Below are 15964 nucleotides of genomic sequence, written 5' to 3'. Positions count from 1 at the left end.
CGTAATCCTTGAAGGTAAAGGCGGCATGCGCATGAAGCGGTGTGTCGATCATCGCACTGAGTAAAATACGCGTCATATCAGCATAATCTGCAAATCAGAAGCCGTGATGGACTTTCTCCCTTCGTCTGCAAATAATTAACCCAGAGATGATGTGGAAAAACCTATGAGAAACGAACGATCATTACGGATTATGACGGCGGAAGGCAGCCTGCTTGGGAGTGTGGAAGAGGGGATTTTCGTCTTCAAAGGGATTCCTTATGCGGCACCGCCCGTGGGCGAACTTCGCTGGAAGGCGCCGAAACCACTGAATGCCTGGCAGGGAGATAAAGACGCCACAGACTGGGGACCGGCCAGCTGGCAGAGTCGGGAGTATTGCCTGGCGGTAGGCGGCGGCGACCCCGGCCGTTTTCATGAAGACTGCCTGTACCTCAATGTCTGGACCCCGGATATCGCCCCGGCAACACCGCTGCCGGTCATGGTGTGGATTCACGGTGGCGGCTACGCCGTCGGCTCCGGTGGATTAACCCCGTATCTGGGGGAACCGCTGGCGCAGCGTGGTGCGGTGATCGTGACGATAAACTATCGCCTGGGCCAACTGGGCTTTTTTGCTCACCCGGCGCTGGACCGCGAATATGCCGACGGTGAAGTGGTCAATAACTTCGCCTTACTCGATCAGATTGCCGCCTTGCAGTGGGTGCAGCGCAATATCCGTGCCTTTGGTGGAAACCCGAAAAACGTCACGCTGATGGGAGAGTCCTCCGGTGCCCGCAGCGTACTCTCGCTGTTTGCCTCACCGCTGGCCGAGGGGTTATTCCATAAAGGCATTGTCCAGAGTGCCTACGGTGTACCGGATGTGTCACGTACAGAGGCACTCAAAAAAGGGCAGGCGCTGGCCAGTCATTTTAATCTCCCTGATGCCAGCGCGGAACAGCTACGTGCCTTACCCGCTGAATCATTCTGGCCGCTGGATCGCGCGCTAAACATCGGGCCGGTGGCGATTCACGGCGACCGCGTGCTGCCGCAGCCGATGCTCAGCGTGTTTGCCGCAGCCAGACAGCAGCGCCTGCCGTTGATGATTGGCAGCAACAGTGATGAAGCCAGCGTACTGGCTTATTTTGGTGTGGATGCGGCTAAGGTGATTGCCGATATGCGCCGCAAGCATCCGCTGGCGCTCCGACTGATCAAGCTGCTGTACCCGGACGTCTGGGATGATGGCGAACTCGGCAGGCAGGTGGCTCGTGACATGACCTTCACCACGCAGGGGTACATTGTCGCCCTGGCGCAGCACCGTGCTGGTGTGCCGGGCTGGCGCTACTATTTTGATTATGTCTCTGAAAACGCGCATGATCTCTATCCTCATGGCACCTGGCATGGCAATGAAATTCCGTACGTCCTCAACACGCTGGGCCAGTTAGATCCCGTTGACACCGCACGATCTTTCACTGAGGGAGACCATGATTTTTCCCAACGTGTCAGCGAATACTGGCTGCGTTTTGCCCGCGATGCGACGGTATTCTCGCATCAGATAAACGGGGAAACCGACTGGCCCGCCTGGCATCCCTGGAGTGACATCACGCTACGCTTTGGTCGTCACGGCCTGGCCTGTATTGCCCCTGAAAAACGCTTTATGCGACGCAGAATGCAGGTGTTTCGTCTGCTGATGCGGGCATTTGTGCATCTCAGACACGATTAATTAGGGTTGCTCAGGGGATAGTTAATTTTTACTGCTGTATTTTAAATGACCTAAATCGTCAGAAAACGGCATCATAGCAATAACTTATGATTTACCATGGAAAGTATGAGTAATAAAACGCAGCAATATAAATCGTGTTAATTTCTTAATTTTTTAAAGTCTCCGTGCCGATAACTTGCCTGATAGCCCCAGATAACAATACTTTTATCGGTATCACCAGGTCACGGAGTCATTATGAAATTATTAAAAAATTATACCATCCGCGCAGTTTTGCTGTGGATCTTAGGCTTTTTCTGCCTGCTCTGGGGCGCTGTCGGTACGTACAGCGTGTATTCACTGGATCAACTGAGTGACGGCAATGCCGTCGATCGCCATCTGGTCGGACAGATGAGCACATTAAGCAAAGGTAACGATCAGTATTTCCGCGTGATCACCCGTTTAACGCGTGCAATAGATTCCAAAAAACCGGAAGACATGGCGTCGGTGCAGAAAGCACTGGATAACATGACCACGCTGTTGGCTGAGTTCAAACAACAGTCGCCGGGCCCGCTGGATCAGCAGTACGCTTCCGGCGCCATTGCCAGCTGGCAGAAACTGTTGGATGACGGTGTTAAACCGCAGGTCCGACTGGCGCAGCAGGGCTCACCGGATGACTACCGTCGCCATGCCGCCAGCATTACGCCAGCCCTGAGCCGTGATTTTGGCGCCAGCGTGGAGAAATTCAACGTGGCGGCGGCGGCTAAACTCGATGCGACTCGTGTTACGGTCGACCATCTGACCCACGTCACCAAAACCGTGCTGGTACTGGCGGTGATTGCCGGATTGCTGATCCTGGTGTTTACCGACCGCTATCTGGTGGTGATGCTGGTACGCCCACTGGACACCATCCGCGAACACTTCCGGGTGATTGCCGAAGGGGATCTGACCCAACCGGTCAACGACTTTGGCCGTAACTGTGTTGGCAAGCTGGTGCCACTGCTGCGGGCAATGCAGGACAGCCTGCGTGACGCCGTCAGCGCTATTCGCAGCGGTACGGAAAATATCCATCGCGGAGCGGCAGAAATCTCCTCCGGCAACAATGATCTCTCCTCGCGAACAGAAGAACAGGCCTCGGCGCTGGAGCAGACGGCAGCGAGCATGGAGCAACTGACCGCCACGGTGAAATTCAATGCCGACAACGCGCGTCAGGCCAGCTCACTGGCGGATACTGCCTCTGTAACGGCCAGCAAAGGCGGCAAGCTGGTCAATGAAGTGGTTAACACCATGCAGGGCATTGCCGGCAGCTCGAAGAAAATTGCCGAAATTACCACGGTCATTAACAGCATTGCCTTCCAGACCAATATCCTTGCACTGAACGCAGCGGTAGAAGCCGCCCGCGCCGGAGAGCAGGGGCGTGGTTTTGCCGTGGTGGCCAGCGAAGTGCGCAACCTGGCACAGCGTAGTGCCGGTGCAGCGAAAGAGATCGAAACGCTGATTGCGGACTCTGTTTCCCGCGTCGATACCGGTTCAAAACTGGTCGGTGAAGCCGGAAGCACGATGGGCGACATCCTGACATCGGTGGCTGAAGTTACCGAAATCATGAAGCAGATCGCGTCAGCTTCCGAAGAGCAGAGCAAAGGCATTTCTCAGGTGGGCACCGCGATTTCAGAAATGGACAGCGTCACCCAGCAGAACGCCTCGCTGGTTGAACAGGTTTCTGCGGCAGCCAGCGCGCTGGAGCGCCAGACGGAAGAGCTGACGCGGTCGGTGTCGAAGTTCCGCCTTTCCGCCAACAGTGCCCCTGCCAGTCATTCTGCCGCTGCACCGGCAGCGTTGAAAAGCCCGCTGAAAGCCCTGGGTGCGCCAAAAACCCGCGCCGCCTCTGCTGACGAGTGGGTGTCTTTCTAAGGCTGTTCACATAACCACGCCACCCGCTCATCCAGCAGCGGTGGCGATACTGAAGGCGGGCGACGGCTCAGGCTATAGACCGCGCCCGTTTTTACATTGTTCGCAAACAGCGTGACCATGTGCTAATCGCCAGATATTTCGTCGAAAATGTTAATTTCGCTTCTTTGTCAGCGGCTGTCGCGTTGCTGTTTTAGATAGTGAGATAATCAGGACAGGAACGCTACCGGGGAGGGGCGTAAAAAAGCCATACTCACACTGCACACTTGCTCAAGGGCCCGGTTTGCAGAGTCATCATCAGGATAGTGTTCTAGAAAGTCGTCAATTTCCTCAATCAAGTTATTATCAACCTCATCCTGATCGTCAATATATGTATCCACGATTTCTTGGTAACTGTCTCCCCAGTCGGGGCCAAAAAAAAACCGAAAAAAAATCCTTATCGATTCGTATTTTTTCATCGTGTTAACCCAAAATTGGAAACGCAGTTAAAATATAATGATCCGACAAAACGCCTGGTAGGGCGCGCCAAAAACCCGCTTAAGGCTGTTCACATAACCACGCCACCAGCTCATCCAGCAGCGGTGGCGATACTGAAGGCGGGCGACGGATCAGGCTGTAGACCGCGCCCGTTTTTACACTGCCCGCAAAGGGCGCGACCAGACGCTGCATCGTCAGATCTTCCGCTATCAGTGTGACATCGGCCACGGTCACGCCAAACCCCTGAATGGCTGCGCTAATCGCCAAATCCATCGTTGAAAAATGCTGATTCCGTTTCATCGCCAGCGGCTGTTGCTGTGCCTGTAACCACAGTTGCCAGTCGCGGTTGTCGGCAGTGGGATGCAAAAACGTCATGTCTGCCAGGGATGTCGCTGTCGCAGGCCCGTCGGGGAGCAGGGAGGCGGCCATGACCGGTGTCAGCGCCTCTTCAAACAACAACACGCTGTTGCGCGGGCTGCTGCCATACAGAATGGCCGCATCAAAGTTATCCAGCTGGCTGCTGTGATCCACGGTCGTGGTCAGGGAGACGTGCAGTTCCGGGCGTGCTTTCTCCAGCGCCACCAGCTTTGGCACCAGCCAGCGCATCGCGCAGGTCGGGGCTTTCAGACGGATCATCGCATTCTGCCTGCTGGCCTGTTGCGCCGCTTCGTGCATCTGCTGATAGCCACTTTGCAGCGCGGGCAGCAGGCTGGCGCCCTGCGGGGTCAGCGTCAGACCGCGTGCATGGCGGTCAAATAGCGCAAAACCCAGCCAGGCTTCCAGCGCGGCAATTTTACGGCTCACGGCACCCTGGGTAATACAGAGTTCGCTGGCGGCACGCGTCAGATTGAGATGACGGGCGGTCACAATAAAAGCATGGATGGCATTTAACGGCAGCGGGCGCTGAGGCATGGGGTTCTCTGAGCTATGATTAAACGTCATGGCTATTATGACAACAATTCGCTTGTCGCCTCAAGTGCCGCCGCGTTGAATAGGGCTAACGAATTTTACCCTGTTTGGCTAATGTCCTGACCTGGAGCTTCCATGACCATCACCTCTTCGGTGCAGCAACGTTCTAAATTACCCGATGTCGGTACCACGATTTTTTCGGTGATCGGCCAGCTCTCTGCACAGTACAACGCGATTAACCTGTCGCAGGGCGCCCCTAACTTCCCGTGTGATCCTCAGTTGGTGAACGGTGTGACCCGCGCCATGCAGCAGGGTCATAACCAGTACGCCCCGATGACCGGCCTGGCGGCGCTGCGTGAGGTGCTGGCAAAAAAAGTTGAAACGCTGTACGGCCAGAAGTATGACGTTGCCAGCGAAGTGCTGATCACCGCCAGCGCCAGCGAAGGGCTGTACTCGGCCATTGCCGGGTTGGTTCATCCGGGTGATGAAGTGATTTTCTTCGAACCAGCGTTCGACAGCTATGCGCCTATTGTGCGTCTGCAAGGTGCAACGCCCATCGGCCTGAAATTACAGGTACCTGATTTCGCCATCAACTGGGATGAAGTCAGTGCGGCGATCACGCCGAAAACGCGCATGATCATTATCAATACCCCGCATAACCCGAGTTCACAGGTCCTCAGCCGTGACGATCTCGACCGTCTGGCATTACTGACCCGCAACACGGATATCGTGGTGCTGTCGGATGAAGTCTATGAGCATATTCTGTTTGATGGCCGTCAACACCACGGAATGGCAACCCACTCTGAGCTGGCGCAGCGCAGTGTGATTGTTTCGTCCTTTGGAAAAACCTTCCATGTGACCGGCTGGCGCGTCGGTTATCTGCTGGCCCCGGCTGAGTTGATGGATGAAGTGGTGAAAGTGCATCAGTTTATGATGTTCTCCGCCGACACCCCCATGCAGGTGGCGTTTGCCGACTATCTGCATCAGCCCGCTAACTATCTGGGCCTGGGGGAATTTTACCAGCGTAAACGCGATACGCTGGCCAGCCTGCTGAAAGATTCACCGTTTACGCTGCTGCCTTCGGCCGGATCGTTCTTTATGTTAGCCAGTTATGCAGATTTCAGTGACGAGACTGACAGTGAAATGGTAAAACGTTTGATTGTTGATCACGGTGTGGCCACCATTCCGCTGTCGGCGTTTTATACCGATGGCACCGACAATAAATTAATCCGTCTTTCTTTCGCAAAAGACGAAGCCACCTTGCAGGCGGGCGCGCGCGCACTCTGTCAGGTCAAGCCTCGCTAACAGCACCACTCTGAGGGTAAATGAATGAAAAAACTGAATGCGTTGTTTGTGGCAGTAGGGTTGCTGACGTCCATGTCAGCGCTGGCGCAGGACACACTGCGTTACGGTCTGGAGTCACAGTACCCACCGTTTGAAAGCCGCAACGCCTCAGGCGAGCTGGAAGGGTTTGATATCGAACTGGGCAAAGCGATTTGCCAGGTGGGAAATTTCAAATGCAGCTGGGTGGAAAGCAGTTTTGATGCCCTGATCCCGGCGCTGGCCGCGAAGAAATTCGATGCCATCAACTCGGCGATGAACATCACCGAAGCGCGTATGAAAAGCATCGGTTTCACCAATCCTATTTACCGTATCCCGAGCATGCTGATTGCGAAAACCGGTTCCGGTCTGCTGCCAACCGTTGACAGCCTGAAAGGCAAAAGCATTGGTGTGTTGCAGGGTTCCGTTCAGGAAACCTTCGCCAAAAAACACTGGGAGCCACAGGGTGTGACTGTGACGCCTTACCAGGATCAGAACCAGGTTTACAACGACATGGTCGCGGGCCGCCTTGACGGTACGCTGGTGATGTCGGCTGCCGGGCAGTCTGGCTTCCTGGAAAAACCGCAGGGTAAGGAATTTAGCTTTGCCGGTAAGGCCGTGGAAGATCAGGTAGTACTGGGCGTCGGCATTGGTTTTGGTCTGCGTAAAGACGATGCCAAATTGAAAGAAGCGCTGGATGCCGCCATTGTGAAAGTGCAGAACGACGGCACCGTCACCAAACTGGCCGCGAAGTTCTTCCCAGGTATTGATGTGGCAGTGAAATAACGTTACGCCACTCCGGCGGCCAGCCCTGCTGGCCGCCCCTGACATCCTCCCCAAACCGCCGAAAGCCACTATGTCACGTGCTCAACGTCTGCTCGATCTGCTGCAACTTTTGCGTAACCACCGTTTCCCCATTACGGCTGAACAACTTGCCAGCGAATTGCGTGTCAGTACGCGAACGCTTTACCGTGATATTGCCACTTTGCAGCAACAAGGGGCGGATATCGTGGGTGAACCCGGATTGGGCTATGTTTTAAGACCCGGATTTACCCTGCCGCCGTTAATGTTTAACACCGCGGAAATTGCGGCGCTGGTACTCGGTTCCCGTTGGGTTGCGCGCCGGACCGATAATGAACTCGCGGCGGCGGCGCACTCCGCATTAAGCAAGATTGCCGACGTTTTGCCACCCGAACTGCGTTCGCAGTTGGAACTATCCCCGCTGATGGTTGGCCCGGCGAAGGCGGAGTTGGCTATCAGTATCGACGTTGGCGCATTACGTCAGGCTATCAGCCGGCAGAACATCATAGAAATCGACTACCTTGATCTGAAAGACGTTAGCTCCCGGCGCAGAGTCTGGCCCATTGCGATTGGTTTTTTTGACTCTGTTCAGGTGCTCGTAGCCTGGTGCGAAACACGCGATGATTACCGCCATTTTCGCCTTGATCGTTTCACCCACCTGCAGGTCACCGCGCAGCGGTATCCACGTGCTCGCACACAACTGATGAAAGCGTGGCGGGAACGCCATAATATTTCTGCTCAGGGATTTGGCTACTGACAAAAACTGTCAGTCGCATCGCCTAGTCTGTTCCCGTCCAGTCACTAAACGGGAAACCCCAAATGAAAGCACTTGATTTCACCATTCTGTATGTTGCCAGCCCGGCTAACAGCGCCGATTTTTACCAGCGGATACTGAACGTTGATGCCGTCGAATTTTCGCCCACCTTTGCGATGTTTATCCTGCCTTCCGGCGGTCGTCTCGGGTTGTGGCTTACATCAGGAGTGACGCCACCGGTGAATACCGGAGCCAGCCAGTCGGAGCTCGTGTTTACTGCCGAAAGTCGTCAAGAGGTGGATAGTCTCTTCAGCCAATGGCAGGCGTGGGGCGTTGAGAGCCTCGACCCACCAGCAACGCTGGATTTCGGATATACCTTTACCGCCTGCGACCCGGACGGGCATCGTCTGCGTGTGTATGTTTATGAGGAGTGAGGCGTACTCGCGGGTGCAGGTCAACGTCAAGGGTGTTTCGCTTTCACCCGAAGTGGGCGGAGCGGTCGAGGGCTTGCGTCAGGCACATCGTACACTTGCAGCGAATCCCTTCGTCAGCTTCGTTCACCGACGCACCGGTTGTTAACGGCACATCGGGTTGCCGGTTTTAAAACCGACAGCGTGCAACGGTGCTGCGGGGATGGGGCCAGTTTGAGGTAAGCCGGACGTCACGCGACAGGACGTCGCGTGCCGAGGCCCGCAGGGATGCGGACTTTGCCGATCCGGCGTGCTCAAACTGGCCTCAGACCTGAAGCCAAACTGTCAGCCACAAAAAAAGGGATTCTTGAGCCCCACGGAAGGCCGTATTTCCCGGTAGGCCCACTAGAAATTACTCCGCTGCCAGCAGGCAGATTTTCTCAGCCAGCTGGTAAGACTTCACAAAGGACGGGATCGGCAGGAACTCAAACTTTGAGTGGAAATTATGCGCGCCAGTAAAGAAGTTCGGCGTTAATAACCCTTTTGCAGACAGCGCTGCACCATCCGTGCCGCCGCGCATCGGGATCACCTTCGGTTCAATATCCAGCTGTTTCATCGCGGCAAAAATCAGGTCAATCGGGCGCTTATCGGCGCCAATCGCGTTGCTGATATTGCTGTAGGTATCCGAAATACTGACCTCCACCTTGCCCGTTGGATACGCCTGGCGAATGATTTCCGCCACCTGATGCATCTGCTGTTTACGTTGCTCAAAGCTTGCCAGATCGAAATCACGAATCGAGGCCTTCAGGCGCGTTTCGCTGGCGTTGGCCTGCATATCATTAAACCAGGTGTAACCTTCACGTCCGGCAGTATGTTCCGGCGTCTGCTGGCGATCAAAGTGGCCGATAAAGTCCCAGGCCATCAGCAGCGGGTTCACCAGTACGCCTTTGCCTGACATCGGGTGGGCGGTAACGCCCGTCAGGATGATCTCAGCGGCGGCGGCATTGAAGTTCTCATACACCACTTCGCCCAGTTCGCAGCAGTCGATGGTATAAGCAAAGTCCACATCAAAGCGCGTCTTCAGATCCAGTGCTTTCGCGCCGCGCAGGCCGATCTCTTCATCCGGCACAAACGCCACCACAATATCGCCGTGCGGCTGCGCATCGTTCAGGTTTTCCATCAGCGTCATCACCACCGTCACGGCGGCTTTATTGTCGGCACCCAGCACGCTGGTACCATCGCTGAAAATAATGTCCTGCCCGTGATAAGCGGCGATCTCCGGGTGTTGCGCCTGGCGCAGCCAGATATCCTGTTCTGCATTCAGGCACAGATCTTCGCCCTCGAAGCGCAGGGTCTGCGGGTGAATATGCGGCGAGAGGCCGACATCCACGGTATCAATATGCGTAATAAAACCGATGCGCGGGGCGCCAGGGCGATTACCGGGTTTCACGGCGGTCACGGTGGCGAATTCATCAATCACCACGTTGTGTAACCCCAGCTGACGCAGTTCATCCGCCAGCAGCCGTGCCATATCATGTTGTTCAGGCGTGCTGGGCAGCACGGTGGACGCGGCGTCACTCTGGCTGGTGACCGCCAGATAGCGGTAAAAACGTTGAGTCAGCTGACGTGCCAGTAAATCAGTCATAAGCTTTCCTTATTTGTCTCGAGCGGTATGATTTCGGTAATGTGCAAAATCATGTTATTCATGAACAGGTTATTTACAGGTTTACGCACCACCCCCTGATAATGTCAAATAAAAAGCGAGGATGGAGATGAAGAAAGCGGTATTACGCACGGTTCTGGCGGCTCTGGCGCTGACCGTCACTTCAGCGGTTTCGGCAAAAACGCTGGTGTTCTGCTCTGAGGGATCGCCAGAAAACTTTAACCCGCAGCTGTACACCTCAGGCACCAGCGTGGATGCCAGCGCGGTGCCGATTTATAACCGGCTTGTCGATTTTAGCCCCGGCACCACCCAGTTGATCCCCTCGCTGGCCGAAAGCTGGGATATCAGCCCGGACGGCACGGTTTACACCTTCCATTTGCGTAAGGGCGTGAAATTCCATAGTAATAAAAACTACAAACCAACGCGTGATTTTAACGCCGACGATGTCATCTTCTCGTTTATGCGCCAGAAAGATCCCGCCAACCCTTATCACAAGGTGTCTAACGGCAGTTACACCAACTTCGAAAGCCTGGAGTTCGGCACCTTGCTGAAAGGCATCGATAAGATTGACGATCACACCGTGCGCTTTACGCTTGCCCATGCGGAGGCGCCATTCCTCGCCGATCTCGGCTGGTACTTTGCCTCGATTCTCTCGGCCGAATATGCCGATGCGATGCTGAAAGCGGGCACGCCGGAAAAAGTGGATCGTGAACCGATCGGCACCGGGCCCTTTGAACTGGCGCAATACCAGAAAGATTCGCGCATCCTGTACCGTGCGTTCCCGCAATACTGGCAGGGTAAGGCGAAGCTGGACCGTCTGATCTTCACCATTACGCCGGATGCCTCAGTGCGCGCGGCCAAGCTGGAGAAAAACGAGTGTCAGGTGATGCCGTTCCCGAATCCGGCCGATCTGAAGCGCCTGGAGGAAAACCCGAATATCACCATGATGCAAAAAGCAGGGCTGAACACCGGATTCCTCGCGTTCAATACGCAAAAAGCCCCGCTGGATAATGTCAAAGTGCGTCAGGCACTCAGCATGGCGATTAACAAATCTGCGATTATCGAGGCGGTATTCCAGGGGACGGGCACCGCAGCAAAAAACCTGCTGCCGCCGGGCGTATGGAGCGCGGATAAAGATCTGAAAGATTACGACTATGCGCCAGATCAGGCGAAGGCTTTGCTGAAAGAGGCGGGCATTGCACCGGGTACCACCATTGACCTGTGGGCGATGCCGGTTCAGCGGCCTTACAACCCGAATGCACGGCGTATGGCGGAGATGATCCAGGCGGACTGGGCGAAGGTCGGCATCAAAGCCAATATCGTCAGCTTTGAGTGGGGCGAATATCTCTCAAGGGTGAAAAACGGCGAACATCAGGCGGCACTGATGGGCTGGACCACGGCAACGGGCGACCCGGATAACTTCTTCGGCCCGTTGTTCAGCTGCACCTCTGCCAACGGCGGTTCCAACTCAGCGAAGTGGTGCTATGCGCCGTTTGATCAGCTGATTACCAAGGCGCGTGCCGAACAGGATCACGACAAGCGGGTAGTGATGTACCGCGAAGCGCAGCAGATCATGCACGATCAGGCGCCAGCGGTGATGATTGCCCACTCGACCATCTTTGAACCGGTACGCAAAGAAGTGACGGGTTATGAAGTGGACCCGTTTGGCAAACACATCTTCTATCAGGTGGATGTGAAATAAAACGCCGTGATGCTGATCTGCGCGATTGTCCAGGTCAACGTCAAGGTCAACGTCAACGTCAAGGGCGTTTCGCTTACCCGCTGCGCGGGCTGAGCGACCCAGGGCGGCCAGTCGCCGCCGCCCTGGGGACCCGGGCTTTGCGGCAGGCGCTGCGTCCACTGCGTGGATGCCTTCGCAAGCGCGGTTCACCGACGGACTGGTCGTGACGGCACCTCCCTGTGCCGGCTCTCCCTCTCACCGCCGTCCTGGCGGTTCGTCCTGGTTCACTGCGCTTCCTCAGCGCTGCTGAATGCCGCCTCAACGTCAAAACCCAGGTCAAAACCAAATTCAAATTAATCCACAGAAATTATCATGTTGTCGCTATTTTAAAACCCACAGCGAGCACAGTTTTTGCGGGGATGGGGCCAGTTTGAGGTAAGCCGGACGTCACGCGGCAGGGACGCCGCGTGCCGAGGCCCGCAGGGATGCGGCCGTTGCCGCTCCGGCGTGCTCAAACTGGCCCCAGACCTGAAGCCAGGCTGTCAGCCAATACACCCCGTGCCACATTAAAAATCAAACGCCGCCCGGATACTCTCATCCTTCTGCTTCAACTCATGCCGCACAAATTCCAGAAACAGCGTCAGCGCCGTCCCCGGTTTACGGCCAATGGCGGTCTGAACCTGCAATGAGCGCTGGCTGAGCTGCTCAGCACCGACCGATTTCAGCATCAATCCGTGTTCAACCGCCTGGTACATCACCGTGAACTGGCTGCAAATGGTGATTGCCGTGGGGGTCTGTAACAGGAACGTATACAGCGTGCTGAAGTTATTGCAGGTCAGCACAGGTTCAACAAACGTCCCGCTCATACGGCAGGAGAGGTCAAACAGCTGGCGTACCGTGGTTCCCGCATCCGGTAATGCCAGCGGGTACGCCATCAGGTCACTGAGCTGTATCTGCTGTTGCGCCAGCGGGTGACTTTCATGCATCACCAGCAACACCGGGGCGGGCCAGGCGGCCACCACCTCCACGCCGCGTTCCGGGTGAAGACTGAACTGAAACGCCACGTCACATTCGCCACGCCGCATGATTTCGGCCACCTCCAGGGCACTGGCGACCGTCAGATGAAAACTGACGCCGGGATGCAACTGACGAAACTGGGTGCACAGCACAGGCAGCAGGCTGAACGCCATGCCGTCGGTGCAGGCCACCCGCAGCGCGGTGCGGCGAATGGCTTTCAGTCCTTTGATCTCGGCGATGGCATGTTCCATATCCATCATGCTCTTGCGCACGTGGTTTTCGAAAATCTGCCCGGCATCATTCAGCACCATGCCCCGTGCATGCCGTTCAAACAGCGGAGCGCCGACCCGCGCCTCCAGACGCTGGATCTGGCGGCTGATTGCCGACACGGCAACAAACAGCTGCTGACTGGCGGCACTCAGCGATCCACTGTTGGCGACGGCAAGAAAATAGCGAATTTCACTGCTGTGCATCGGGCTGCCTCGTTATGGTGCATGTTCACTGATCGTGCAGAACAGCATTGCTTTTAAAGCAACGCTAACTTGATTATTTGATGATTGTGGCAAAGAGCGATTCTAGCTTAAAACGGAGGGGCAAACACAAAAAGTAAACACAATAAAAACGGACCGACATATGACAGGTGAACAGGCGGTAGCGCTGGCCACGGCGTACTTTGACAGTGGCAAATTCAAACAGGTGCTGGCACGCCGCGTCGCCCTGCGCAGCGAAAGCCAGCGTGACGATCGCGATGAGGTGATCCAGCGCTATCTTGATGAAGAGATGGCGCCAGTGATGCAGGCGCTGGGCTTCACCACGCAACAGCTGGCGAACCCGCAGGCACCGTTACGGCCTTTCCTGTTGGCAACCCGCATAGAAGACCCGGAACTGCCGACCGTGCTCTGCTACGGCCACGGTGATGTGGTGTTTGGTGATGATGAAAACTGGCGCAGCGGCCTGACGCCCTGGGAACTGGTGGAAGAGGGCGACCGCTGGTACGGACGTGGCAGCGCGGATAATAAAGGCCAGCACTCGGTGAATATCGCCGCGCTGGAGCAGGTTGCAGCCGCGCGCGGCGGCACGCTGGGCTTTAACTGTAAATTCCTGTTTGAAATGGGCGAAGAGATCAGCTCCCCAGGCCTGATGGAGCTTTGCCAGCGCCACGGCGAGCAGTTGAAAGCCGATATCTTTATCGCCTCCGATGGCCCGCGCCTGAACGCCGTGCGTCCCACGCTGTTCCTTGGCTCACGGGGAGCGGTGAACTTCCGCCTCAGCATTCAGGCCCGCGACCGTGACTACCACTCAGGCAACTGGGGCGGCCTGCTGACCAACCCCGGCACCCAACTGGCCAGTGCGCTGGCCTGCCTGGTCAATCAGCACGGCCAGTTGCAGGTGTCAGCGCTGAAGCCGCCCGCGATCAGCGCGGCGGTCAAAGCGATCCTCAGCGACATTGAAGTGGGCGATGAAAATGGCCCGCAGATTGATCCGAACTGGGGTGAAGCCGGTCTGACGCCAACAGAGCGCCTGTATGGCTGGAACACGCTTGAGGTACTCTCATTCCTCGCCGGAAATCCGGCACGACCAATGAATGCCATTCCCGGCAAAGCGACCGCCGTCTGCCAGCTGCGTTTTGTGGTGGACACCGACTGGCAAAATATTGCCACGCATCTGCGCAACCATCTGGATGCGCACGGTTTTCCGCAGGTGACGGTGGAGGTGCTGCGCGGTTCCCCGGCGACACGTCTTGACCCGAGCGACCCGCTGGTGGACTGGGCGCTGGAGGTGATTGCCAACACCAGTGGCAAAAAACCGGCGCTGCTGCCGAATCTTGGCGGTTCACTGCCGAATGATGTCTTCGCCCACGCGCTGGGATTACCGACGTTGTGGATCCCGCACTCCTATCCGGCCTGCGGTCAGCATGCGGTGGATGAACATATGCTGAAATCCATTGCCCGCGAAGGATTACAAATCATGACCCGGCTGTTCTGGGATTTAGGCGAACAGGGCGGCACGTTGCTGGCCCGTCATCGTGCGCATCGCGCACAGGGGGAATGCCAGTGAGCACTATCGTACAGCAACAACAGGCGGTCACACCGAACCTGTATAAAACCCTGTTTGCCACCTGCGTCGGTAACGCGCTGGAGTGGTTTGATATCGCGGTATACGGTTTTTTTGCCAACTATATTTCCCATGCCTTTTTCCCGACGGAGGACGCCTCAGTCTCCATGCTGCTGACCTTCGGCAGCTTTGGTGTCGCGTTCCTGATCCGTCCTCTGGGGGCCGTTGTGCTGGGGGCGTATGCGGACAGAGTCGGACGTAAAAAAGCGTTGCTGATGTCGATCACCCTGATGATGTTGGGGGGTCTGATGATTACCGTGATGCCGTCATATGAAAGCATTGGCCTGCTGGCACCGATCATGATCCTGCTGGCGCGTCTGATTCAGGGTTTCTCGGCCGGTGGGGAATTCGGCAGTTCGACGGCTTTCCTGGTGGAGCATTTCCCGGAACGTCGCGCATTTATTGCCAGCTGGCAGTTTGCTACCCAGGGTGCCAGTACCCTGATGGCGTCGGCGTTTGGCCTGGGGCTGACCGCCTGGCTGACAGAGGCACAGATCCAGGACTGGGGATGGCGCATTCCGTTCGCGTTTGGTCTGCTGATTGGTCCGGTGGGTCTGTATATTCGCCGTCATGTGCATGAGCCAGCCAGCTTTGTTGCCCAGCCTAAATCACATGCCCCGCTGAAGGACCTGATGGGGCGCCAGAAAACATTGCTGCTGCTGGCCATCGGGCTGATGGTGATCTCAACGGGCGTTAACTACATGCTCAACTATGTGCCAACGTATGCAACGAAAACGCTGCATCTGCCAGGTTCAGTGGCCTTTACCGCCACGCTGGTCGCCGGGATTATTCTGACGGTGGTCACGCCGCTGATGGGGCTGTGGGCCGAGAAAGTGGGGCGCGTGCCGCTGATGTGGGGATCGCTTATTCTGCTGGCGCTGACCATTTATCCTGCCTTTAAGATGGTGGTAGATAACACCACGCCAACAACGTTGATCCTGTTGGTTGGCTGGATGGCCTTACTGAAATCGGTCTACTTCTCTACCGTGCCGTCGATGATGGCTGACCTGTTCCCGATGTCGACCCGCGCAAGCGGCATGGCCATCAGCTACAACGTTGCGGTAACGGTGTTTGGTGGTTTTGCCCCGCTGATTTGTACGCTGTTGATTAGCATGACGGGGTCCAGTCTGGCACCGAGCTATTATCTGATGCTGCTGGCGGTATTCAGTGCGGTGGCACTGTTTAAAAGTCAGTACCGGGTAGGGCGTTAAGCTGCGAGAGGGCCGGATTATCCGGCCCT

Annotated in this window: 14 protein-coding genes; 9 read left to right on the top strand and 5 right to left on the bottom strand. The window is 56.3% G+C overall.

Translation table 11 applies throughout. The annotated features are described in order from the left end of the window. Positions 1-163: 163 nt before the first annotated feature. Together LJN55_RS12485 and LJN55_RS12480 are read left to right on the top strand one after the other, a co-directional pair. The gene (locus tag LJN55_RS12485) at positions 164-1693 is read left to right on the top strand and encodes a carboxylesterase/lipase family protein (protein WP_227534566.1); all 1530 of its coding nucleotides are present in this window, start codon (positions 164-166) and stop codon (positions 1691-1693) included. Between the two features lie 234 nt (positions 1694-1927). Continuing rightward, positions 1928-3580 (top strand): methyl-accepting chemotaxis protein, encoded by a 1653-nt coding sequence (locus tag LJN55_RS12480; protein ID WP_171148420.1) that lies wholly within the window; start codon positions 1928-1930, stop codon positions 3578-3580. On the opposite strand, the gene LJN55_RS23915 is transcribed toward LJN55_RS12480, so the two are convergent. The 3 genes from LJN55_RS23915 to LJN55_RS12470 form a co-directional block, all read right to left on the bottom strand. Further along, positions 3577-3699: a hypothetical protein gene (locus LJN55_RS23915; protein WP_265105952.1), complete on the bottom strand. Its 123-nt coding sequence runs from the start codon at positions 3697-3699 to the stop codon at positions 3577-3579. The genes LJN55_RS12480 and LJN55_RS23915 overlap by 4 nt on opposite strands. 87 nt (positions 3700-3786) lie before the next feature. Beyond that, the gene (locus LJN55_RS12475; RefSeq protein ID WP_227534565.1) at positions 3787-4035 is read right to left on the bottom strand and encodes a contact-dependent growth inhibition system immunity protein; all 249 of its coding nucleotides are present in this window, start codon (positions 4033-4035) and stop codon (positions 3787-3789) included. Between the two features lie 79 nt (positions 4036-4114). Further along, entirely contained in the window at positions 4115-4966 is an 852-nt protein-coding gene (locus LJN55_RS12470) for a LysR family transcriptional regulator (RefSeq protein WP_133841943.1), read from the bottom strand. A gap of 132 nt (positions 4967-5098) precedes the next feature. On the opposite strand from LJN55_RS12470, the gene LJN55_RS12465 reads away from it, so the two are divergent. The 4 genes from LJN55_RS12465 to LJN55_RS12450 all read left to right on the top strand — a co-directional run bounded on the left by LJN55_RS12465 (position 5099) and on the right by LJN55_RS12450 (position 8272). Beyond that, entirely contained in the window at positions 5099-6268 is a 1170-nt protein-coding gene (locus tag LJN55_RS12465; RefSeq protein WP_227534564.1) for a pyridoxal phosphate-dependent aminotransferase, read from the top strand. Positions 6269-6292: 24 nt separating this feature from the next. Further along, complete coding sequence (locus LJN55_RS12460) at positions 6293-7069, top strand: transporter substrate-binding domain-containing protein (RefSeq protein WP_159336576.1); 777 nt, start codon at positions 6293-6295, stop codon at positions 7067-7069. A 70-nt stretch (positions 7070-7139) separates the two neighbouring features. Then, complete coding sequence (locus LJN55_RS12455) at positions 7140-7841, top strand: helix-turn-helix transcriptional regulator (RefSeq protein WP_133841946.1); 702 nt, start codon at positions 7140-7142, stop codon at positions 7839-7841. 62 nt (positions 7842-7903) lie between these two features. Then, a complete protein-coding gene (locus tag LJN55_RS12450) occupies positions 7904-8272 on the top strand; it encodes a VOC family protein (RefSeq protein ID WP_227534563.1) in 369 nt (122 codons plus the stop codon). A gap of 388 nt (positions 8273-8660) precedes the next feature. On the opposite strand, the gene pepT is transcribed toward LJN55_RS12450, so the two are convergent. Then, entirely contained in the window at positions 8661-9893 is a 1233-nt protein-coding gene (gene pepT, locus LJN55_RS12445) for a peptidase T (protein WP_167863813.1), read from the bottom strand. A gap of 127 nt (positions 9894-10020) precedes the next feature. On the opposite strand from pepT, the gene LJN55_RS12440 reads away from it, so the two are divergent. Then, complete coding sequence (locus LJN55_RS12440) at positions 10021-11613, top strand: ABC transporter substrate-binding protein (protein ID WP_227534562.1); 1593 nt, start codon at positions 10021-10023, stop codon at positions 11611-11613. 545 nt (positions 11614-12158) lie between these two features. Here LJN55_RS12440 and LJN55_RS12435 read toward each other — a convergent pair. After that, on the bottom strand, positions 12159-13082 hold the full coding sequence (locus LJN55_RS12435) for a LysR family transcriptional regulator (protein WP_159336580.1): 924 nt from the start codon (positions 13080-13082) through the stop codon (positions 12159-12161). 160 nt (positions 13083-13242) lie between these two features. Between LJN55_RS12435 and LJN55_RS12430 the strand changes: the two genes are divergently transcribed. Both LJN55_RS12430 and LJN55_RS12425 read left to right on the top strand, forming a co-directional pair. After that, entirely contained in the window at positions 13243-14667 is a 1425-nt protein-coding gene (locus LJN55_RS12430) for a M20 family metallopeptidase (protein WP_227534561.1), read from the top strand. Further along, positions 14664-15935: an MFS transporter gene (locus LJN55_RS12425; protein WP_227534560.1), complete on the top strand. Its 1272-nt coding sequence runs from the start codon at positions 14664-14666 to the stop codon at positions 15933-15935. Before LJN55_RS12430 ends, LJN55_RS12425 begins: the two co-directional genes overlap by 4 nt. Positions 15936-15964 lie beyond the last annotated feature (29 nt).

Origin of the sequence: Erwinia rhapontici, assembly GCF_020683125.1 — a bacterium.
In the GTDB taxonomy this organism is placed as follows: domain Bacteria; phylum Pseudomonadota; class Gammaproteobacteria; order Enterobacterales; family Enterobacteriaceae; genus Erwinia; species Erwinia rhapontici.
Note: the sequence above shows the minus strand (reverse complement) of the source record. Positions and strands in the feature narration are given on the sequence as shown.

Excerpts from the sequence above, each read along its gene's own strand:
- LJN55_RS12475 (WP_227534565.1), bottom strand. The coding sequence starts at position 4,035 with ATGAAAAAATACGAATCGATAAGGATTTTTTTTCGGTTTTTTTTTGGC.
- LJN55_RS12465 (WP_227534564.1), top strand. The coding sequence starts at position 5,099 with ATGACCATCACCTCTTCGGTGCAGCAACGTTCTAAATTACCCGATGTC.
- LJN55_RS12485 (WP_227534566.1), top strand. The coding sequence starts at position 164 with ATGAGAAACGAACGATCATTACGGATTATGACGGCGGAAGGCAGCCTG.
- LJN55_RS12440 (WP_227534562.1), top strand. The coding sequence starts at position 10,021 with ATGAAGAAAGCGGTATTACGCACGGTTCTGGCGGCTCTGGCGCTGACC.
- LJN55_RS12470 (WP_133841943.1), bottom strand. The coding sequence starts at position 4,966 with ATGCCTCAGCGCCCGCTGCCGTTAAATGCCATCCATGCTTTTATTGTG.
- LJN55_RS12480 (WP_171148420.1), top strand. The coding sequence starts at position 1,928 with ATGAAATTATTAAAAAATTATACCATCCGCGCAGTTTTGCTGTGGATC.
- pepT (WP_167863813.1), bottom strand. The coding sequence starts at position 9,893 with ATGACTGATTTACTGGCACGTCAGCTGACTCAACGTTTTTACCGCTAT.
- LJN55_RS12435 (WP_159336580.1), bottom strand. The coding sequence starts at position 13,082 with ATGCACAGCAGTGAAATTCGCTATTTTCTTGCCGTCGCCAACAGTGGA.
- LJN55_RS12455 (WP_133841946.1), top strand. The coding sequence starts at position 7,140 with ATGTCACGTGCTCAACGTCTGCTCGATCTGCTGCAACTTTTGCGTAAC.
- LJN55_RS12430 (WP_227534561.1), top strand. The coding sequence starts at position 13,243 with ATGACAGGTGAACAGGCGGTAGCGCTGGCCACGGCGTACTTTGACAGT.
- LJN55_RS23915 (WP_265105952.1), bottom strand. The coding sequence starts at position 3,699 with ATGGTCACGCTGTTTGCGAACAATGTAAAAACGGGCGCGGTCTATAGC.
- LJN55_RS12450 (WP_227534563.1), top strand. The coding sequence starts at position 7,904 with ATGAAAGCACTTGATTTCACCATTCTGTATGTTGCCAGCCCGGCTAAC.
- LJN55_RS12460 (WP_159336576.1), top strand. The coding sequence starts at position 6,293 with ATGAAAAAACTGAATGCGTTGTTTGTGGCAGTAGGGTTGCTGACGTCC.